The sequence below is a fragment of the Burkholderia sp. 22313 genome (genome assembly GCF_052045245.1).
GTDB lineage: Bacteria > Pseudomonadota > Gammaproteobacteria > Burkholderiales > Burkholderiaceae > Burkholderia.
In genome coordinates, this window is the sequence record NZ_JBQEON010000044.1 from 51,316 (window position 1) to 57,842 (window position 6,527).

The window sequence follows — 6,527 nt, forward strand, 5'->3', positions numbered from 1 at the left end:
GGTTTCCGATGCGACAGATTCTTCTCCTGATTCTTCTTTTCTTCGCGGGCTCGTGGCTCGCGCGCAAGCTGCGCCATGCGCAGGAGCACGCGCAGGCGCGTACCGGCCGCGGCGGCTACGACGGCGCGCCCGGTCGCGGCGGCGCCGGCTCGGCGCGCCCGAACGGCGACGCGCGCGCGCTGCCCGAACCGATGGTGCGCTGCGCGGAGTGCGGTGTGCATGCGCCGAAGGGCGATGCCGTCGCCGCCGGTGGCGAATACTTCTGCAGCACCGAGCACGCGCAGCGCCACGGCGCCCGATGAGCGACACCGTGCTGCTGTCGGTCGACGCGAGCGGCTGGGTGCGCGAGGCGCGCCATGCGCCGTCGCCGAATTTCGAGGCGCGGCCCGCGGGCGCGGTGCCGACGCTCGTCGTCGTCCACAACATCAGCCTGCCGCCCGGCGAGTTCGGCGGCGACGCGATCGAGGCGCTGTTCCTGAACCGCCTCGATTGCGATGCGCACCCCTATTACCAGCGCCACCTGCGTGGCGTGCGCGTGTCCGCGCACTTCCTGATCCGCCGCGACGGCGAGCTCGTGCAGTTCGTGTCGTGCGACGAGCGTGCATGGCATGCGGGCGCGTCCGAGTTCTGCGGCCGGCCGCGTTGCAACGACTTCTCGATCGGCATCGAGCTCGAAGGCGCGGACGACGTGCCGTTCGACGCCGCGCAGTACGCGACGCTCGGCGTGCTCGCACGCACGCTCGCCGCGCGCTATCCGATCGATGCGGTGGCCGGGCATTCCGACGTCGCGCCGGGCCGCAAGACCGACCCGGGGCCGCACTTCGATTGGCAACGCTTCGCAGGCGATGCGGGCTTTTCGGCCGAATACTTTCCTTTCCGTCAGCACTGAGCGCAGGGTTTTTCGATCGGGGAAAGTTTTTTCTCCGATCAATGCCTTGCCGTGTCTGCGCGCGAGCGATGTCAAGACCTCCATCGCAAATTATCCGTTTTGACCTCGTCCGAATGTCCACTATACTTGGTGCCGGTTGAGTAGTTCTGCACTAGATATAGTGTGTGTCGCAGGGGAAACCCGAACGGCACCGGCCGGCGGGCAACGCCGGCGGACAGGGTTCTCAGGGCGGCGCGTCAGGCCGGGCGGTCCGGGCGTCGCGATCAAGCGCAGCGAACTTCGACGGGGTAGGTACACATGACGGAGCACACGACCGGATCGGTTGTTGTCGCGCATCGGCTGAACCGGCTTCCCCGACGCATCGCTCGCCTCTTACCGCTCGCGCACCGCATTGCGCAGCGTTCGTTTTAATCCGCGGTTCTCTCCGCACCATCCAACACCAGGAGCTTTGCACATGCAAACCACCGACAACGCGACGTCCCAGTACGAGAGCGCCTCGAGCCGTCCGCTCGGCGGGACCGAACAGGGCGCGCAGGCGCTCGCGCCGCAGGCCACGTTCGCCGACTACAAGGTGATCCGCCGCAACGGCAGCGTGGTGTCGTTCGAGCCTTCGAAGATCGCGATTGCGGTGACCAAGGCTTTCCTGGCCGTCAATGGCGGGCAGGGCGCGGCATCGGCGCGCGTACGCGAACTCGTCGAGCAGCTCACGCACAACGTGGTGCGCGCGCTCGTGCGCAGCCGTCCGAACGGCGGTACGTTCCATATCGAAGACATCCAGGACCAGGTCGAACTCGCGCTGATGCGCGGCGGCGAGCACAACGTCGCGCGTGCGTACGTGCTGTATCGCGAGAAGCGTCACCTCGAGCGCCAGCATGCGGGCGAGGAAGCCGCCGTAGTGGGCAGCGAGTCGAGCGCCGGCATCAATGTCGTCGACAACGGCGTCTCGCGCCCGCTCGACCTGAATGCACTGCGCGCGCTGATCGTGTCGGCATGCGACGATCTCGGCGCTGCGGTTAACCCTGACCCGATCGTCGCGGAAACGGTGAAGAACCTGTACGACGGCGTGCCGATGAGCCAGGTCTATGACTCGGCGATCCTCGCTGCGCGCACGATGATCGAAAAGGATCCGGCGTACAGCCAGGTCACGGCCCGCATCCTGCTGCACACGATTCGTCGCGAGATCCTCGGCGAGGAAGTGGTCCAGGCAGAGATGTCGACCCGCTACGCGGAATATTTCCCGCAATTCCTGAAGCGCGGCGTCGACGCCGGCCTGCTCGACGACAAGCTGCTGCAGTTCGACCTGAAGCGTCTCGGCGAAGCGCTCGACGCGAACCGCGACCTGCAGTTCGGCTACCTCGGCCTGCAGACGCTGTACGACCGCTACTTCCTGCACGTCGAAGGCAGCCGCATCGAAATGCCGCAGGCATTCTTCATGCGTGTCGCGATGGGCCTGTCGCTGAACGAGATCGACCGCGAAACGCGCGCGATCGAGTTCTACAACGTGCTGTCGAGCTTCGACTTCATGAGCTCGACGCCGACGCTGTTCAACTCGGGCACGCACCGCTCGCAGCTGTCGTCGTGCTACCTGACGACGGTCGCGGACGACCTCGACGGCATCTATGAAGCGCTGAAGGAAAACGCGCTGCTGTCGAAGTTCGCCGGCGGTCTCGGCAACGACTGGACCCGCGTGCGCGCACTCGGCTCGCATATCAAGGGCACGAACGGCAAGTCGCAAGGCGTGGTGCCGTTCCTGAAGGTCGTCAACGACACGGCCGTCGCGGTCAACCAGGGCGGCAAGCGCAAGGGCGCGGTGTGCGCGTACCTCGAATCGTGGCACCTCGACATCGAGGAATTCCTCGAGCTGCGCAAGAACACCGGCGACGATCGCCGCCGCACGCACGACATGAACACGGCGAACTGGATTCCCGATCTGTTCATGAAGCGCGTGATGGAAGGCGCCGACTGGACGTTGTTCTCGCCGTCGACCTGCCCGGACCTGCACGACAAGTTCGGCGCGGAGTTCGAGAAGGCTTACACGGCTTACGAAGACAAGGTCGCGCGCGGCGAGATCAAGCTGTTCAAGAAGATCCCGGCGCAGCAGCTCTGGCGCAAGATGCTCGGCATGCTGTTCGAAACGGGCCACCCGTGGATCACGTTCAAGGATCCGTGCAACGTGCGCTCGCCGCAGCAGCACGTCGGCGTCGTCCACTCGTCGAACCTGTGCACGGAAATCACGCTGAACACGAGCGACACCGAAATCGCGGTGTGCAACCTCGGCTCGGTGAACCTCGTCGCCCACCTGGTGAAGCAGGCCGACGGCAGCTACGCGCTCGACCACGACAAGCTGAAGCGCACGATCAGCGTCGCGATGCGCATGCTCGACAACGTGATCGACATCAACTACTACGCGGTGCCGAAGGCGCGTAACTCGAACCTGAAGCACCGTCCGGTCGGCATGGGCATCATGGGCTTCCAGGACTGCCTGCACCTGCTGCGCACGCCGTACGCGTCGGAAGCAGCGGTCGAGTTCGCCGATCGTTCGATGGAAGCGGTCTGCTACTACGCGTACTACGCGTCGACCGAGCTGGCCGAAGAGCGCGGCCGCTACTCGAGCTACCGCGGCTCGCTGTGGGATCGCGGCATCCTTCCGCAGGACACGCTGAAGCTGCTGACGGAAGCGCGTGGCGGTTACGTCGAGGTCGACACGTCGGCGTCGCTCGACTGGACGTCGCTGCGTTCGCGGATCGCCTCGCACGGCATGCGCAACTCGAACTGCGTCGCGATCGCGCCGACGGCGACGATCTCGAACATCATCGGCGTGTCGGCATGTATCGAGCCGACCTTCCAGAACCTGTACGTGAAGTCGAACCTGTCGGGCGAATTCACGGTGGTCAACGAGTACCTCGTTCGCGATCTGAAGGAACGCGGCCTGTGGGACGAAGTGATGGTCGCCGACCTGAAGTACTTCGACGGCATGCTGTCGCGCATCGACCGCATCCCGGCCGACCTGCGCGCGATCTACGCGACCGCGTTCGAAGTCGACCCGACGTGGCTGGTCGAAGCGGCATCGCGTCGCCAGAAGTGGATCGACCAGGCGCAGTCGCTGAACATCTACATGGGCGGCGCGTCGGGCAAGAAGCTCGACGAGGTCTACAAGCTCGCATGGCTGCGCGGCCTGAAGACGACCTACTACCTCCGCACGATGGCGGCGACGCACGTCGAGAAGTCGACGGTCGCACACGGCGCGCTGAACGCGGTGCCGACGGGCGGCTCGAGCAGCGGCGGCGCGCAAGGCGCGGCAGGCGGCTTCGGCGCGGCGGGCGGCGATGCATCGTCGGGCGCGGTCAATGCGGCACCGGCACTCGCGCCGGTCGAAGCAGACGGTCCGGTGTGCACGATGCGTCCGGGCGACGCCGGCTTCGACGAGTGCGAAGCCTGCCAGTAACACGGCGCGCATGACCTGAAGAAGGTTCGGGCGGCGCGCACGACAACCGATCGAGGTTGAAGTGTGCGCCGCTCTCTACTAAAAAAATGATAAGGAATCTGTAACGCGACACTTGCGTTGCAGTCAGTGGCAAGCGATCGAAACATCCCCGACGGCGTCGCGTTTCGATCAGCGTTCGATGCGTCGAGCGCACCTCGCGATACACGCGCGACACGCGTCGCGCTCTGCATGAACGACGATGCGTTGCTCAAAGTGTTGTATCGAGGTCGCAACGCGAATCGAAAAAAGGATTTTTCGTGAGCGAACCCTTTTATCGCTCAGGAAAAGATGGTACAAACCGTTCTAAATTGATGGTGAGAATTTATGCTCAACTGGGATGACGAGAAGACTGCCGTAACCCCCGCGAGCGGAGCGCAGCAAAACGCGATGCGCACCTCCGCCGGGATGGCTGTCGGAATGCAGGCTGCTGCGCCTGCCGCCCATCAGGTCCGTGACATTTTCGAAGGCGATCTTGCGGTGCCGCCGCAAGCATCGGCTGTTCCCGCCGGCGGTTCGGAAGCGCGGGTCAACGTTGCGGACAAGCGCATCATCAACGGCCAGACTGACGTCAATCAGCTGGTGCCGTTCAAGTACAAGTGGGCGTGGGAAAAGTATCTGGCGGGTTGCGCGAACCACTGGATGCCGCAGGAAATCAACATGTCCCGCGACATCGCACTGTGGAAGGACCCGAACGGTCTGACCGAGGACGAGCGCCGCATCGTCAAGCGTAACCTCGGCTTCTTCGTGACGGCCGACTCGCTCGCCGCGAACAACATCGTGCTCGGCACGTACCGCCACATCACGGCGCCCGAGTGCCGGCAGTTCCTGCTGCGCCAGGCGTTCGAAGAGGCGATCCACACGCACGCGTACCAATACATTGTCGAATCGCTCGGTCTCGACGAAGGCGAGATCTTCAACGCGTACCACGAGGTCACGTCGATCCGTGCGAAGGACGAATTCCTGATCCCGTTCATCCATACGCTGACGGATCCGGCCTTCAAGACCGGCACGCTCGAAGCGGATCAGAAGCTGCTGAAGTCGCTGATCGTGTTCGCCTGCATCATGGAAGGCCTGTTCTTCTATGTCGGGTTCACGCAGATCCTCGCGCTCGGCCGCCAGAACAAGATGACGGGTGCTGCAGAGCAATATCAGTACATCCTGCGCGACGAGTCGATGCACTGCAACTTCGGCATCGACCTGATCAACCAGATCAAGCTCGAGAACCCGCATCTCTGGACCGCGGAATTCCGCGCCGAGATCCGCGAGCTGTTCAAGCAGGCTGTCGAACTCGAATACCGCTACGCCGAGGACACGATGCCGCGCGGCGTGCTGGGCCTGAACGCGTCGATGTTCAAGAGCTATCTGCGCTTCATCAGCAACCGCCGTTGCCAGCAGATCGGCCTCGATCCGCTGTACCCGAACGAGGAAAACCCGTTCCCGTGGATGAGCGAGATGATCGACCTGAAGAAGGAACGCAACTTCTTCGAGACGCGTGTGATCGAGTATCAGACGGGCGGCGCGCTGTCCTGGGAATAACCCGCGGCAGCGAACCCGTCACATGATGTGAGCAGCCGGCGGCCTCTCGGCCCCGGCCCAAGGTTTAGGAGCAAGAACGCCTGATGCAAAGCATGCCCGGTGCCTTAACGGCCCAACGACATGATCGGCACTTTGCGAACCCTTCAGTGGGATGGGCAAACTTCCCTCCGGAAAAAGCGGACGGCCGTGTGGCGGTCCGCTTGATCAAGCGATTAGCGGTAGCGGCGCGAGGTGCGCCGGCTACCGACTTGATTTGGCGCGCGAGGCCATGGGGTCACGCGCGCCATACCGTATTCATTAGCGTAAGCGCGCGGTATCCGCGTACGCCGATGAATAGCCCGCTTCGAAGCGCACGTCCTGAACAGCGTCCGCGGGAAGCGGGTTTTGACGAAGGGTGTAGTTTGAACTGACTCTCATCTGAACCTGAAGGAGAACAACATGGCTACTGCCAAGAAGAAACCGGCTGCTAAGAAGGTTGCTGCCAAGAAGACCGTTGCGAAGAAGGCTGCCGCGCCGGCGAAGAAGGCCGCTGCAGTGAAGAAGGTTGCTGCGAAGAAGGTCGCGGTGAAGAAGGTTGCCGCGAAGAAGGCAGCACCGGCGAAGAAGGCCGCAGCGAAG

General features: G+C 63.8%; 6 protein-coding genes. All 6 read left to right on the forward strand.

Annotation, left to right across the window (positions count from 1 at the left end):
- The first annotated feature begins 8 nt into the window (after positions 1 to 8).
- Positions 9 to 302 (forward strand): PP0621 family protein, encoded by a 294-nt coding sequence (locus tag ACTJKF_RS27925; RefSeq protein ID WP_440627971.1) that lies wholly within the window; start codon positions 9 to 11, stop codon positions 300 to 302.
- Entirely contained in the window at positions 299 to 889 is a 591-nt protein-coding gene (gene ampD, locus ACTJKF_RS27930) for a 1,6-anhydro-N-acetylmuramyl-L-alanine amidase AmpD (RefSeq protein ID WP_440627972.1), read from the forward strand. Before ACTJKF_RS27925 ends, ampD begins: the two co-directional genes overlap by 4 nt.
- Before the next feature lie 454 nt (positions 890 to 1,343).
- Positions 1,344 to 4,334 (forward strand): ribonucleoside-diphosphate reductase subunit alpha, encoded by a 2,991-nt coding sequence (locus ACTJKF_RS27935; protein ID WP_440627974.1) that lies wholly within the window; start codon positions 1,344 to 1,346, stop codon positions 4,332 to 4,334.
- 363 nt (positions 4,335 to 4,697) lie between these two features.
- Positions 4,698 to 5,909 carry a ribonucleotide-diphosphate reductase subunit beta gene (locus ACTJKF_RS27940; protein ID WP_039317393.1) on the forward strand — a complete coding sequence of 404 codons (1,212 nt, stop codon included), beginning with the start codon at positions 4,698 to 4,700 and terminating at the stop codon, positions 5,907 to 5,909.
- Positions 5,910 to 5,992: 83 nt separating this feature from the next.
- Entirely contained in the window at positions 5,993 to 6,319 is a 327-nt protein-coding gene (locus tag ACTJKF_RS27945; RefSeq protein WP_440627976.1) for a hypothetical protein, read from the forward strand.
- 28 nt (positions 6,320 to 6,347) lie between these two features.
- A partial coding sequence (locus ACTJKF_RS27950) for a hypothetical protein (RefSeq protein ID WP_193389784.1) occupies positions 6,348 to 6,527 on the forward strand: 180 nt, incomplete at its 3' end.

Bases quoted from the DNA above. Each gene is read 5' to 3' on its own strand.
- ACTJKF_RS27925 (WP_440627971.1), top strand. From the start codon at position 9: ATGCGACAGATTCTTCTCCTGATTCTTCTTTTCTTCGCGGGCTCGTGG.
- ampD (WP_440627972.1), top strand. From the start codon at position 299: ATGAGCGACACCGTGCTGCTGTCGGTCGACGCGAGCGGCTGGGTGCGC.
- ACTJKF_RS27935 (WP_440627974.1), top strand. From the start codon at position 1,344: ATGCAAACCACCGACAACGCGACGTCCCAGTACGAGAGCGCCTCGAGC.
- ACTJKF_RS27940 (WP_039317393.1), top strand. From the start codon at position 4,698: ATGCTCAACTGGGATGACGAGAAGACTGCCGTAACCCCCGCGAGCGGA.
- ACTJKF_RS27945 (WP_440627976.1), top strand. From the start codon at position 5,993: ATGCAAAGCATGCCCGGTGCCTTAACGGCCCAACGACATGATCGGCAC.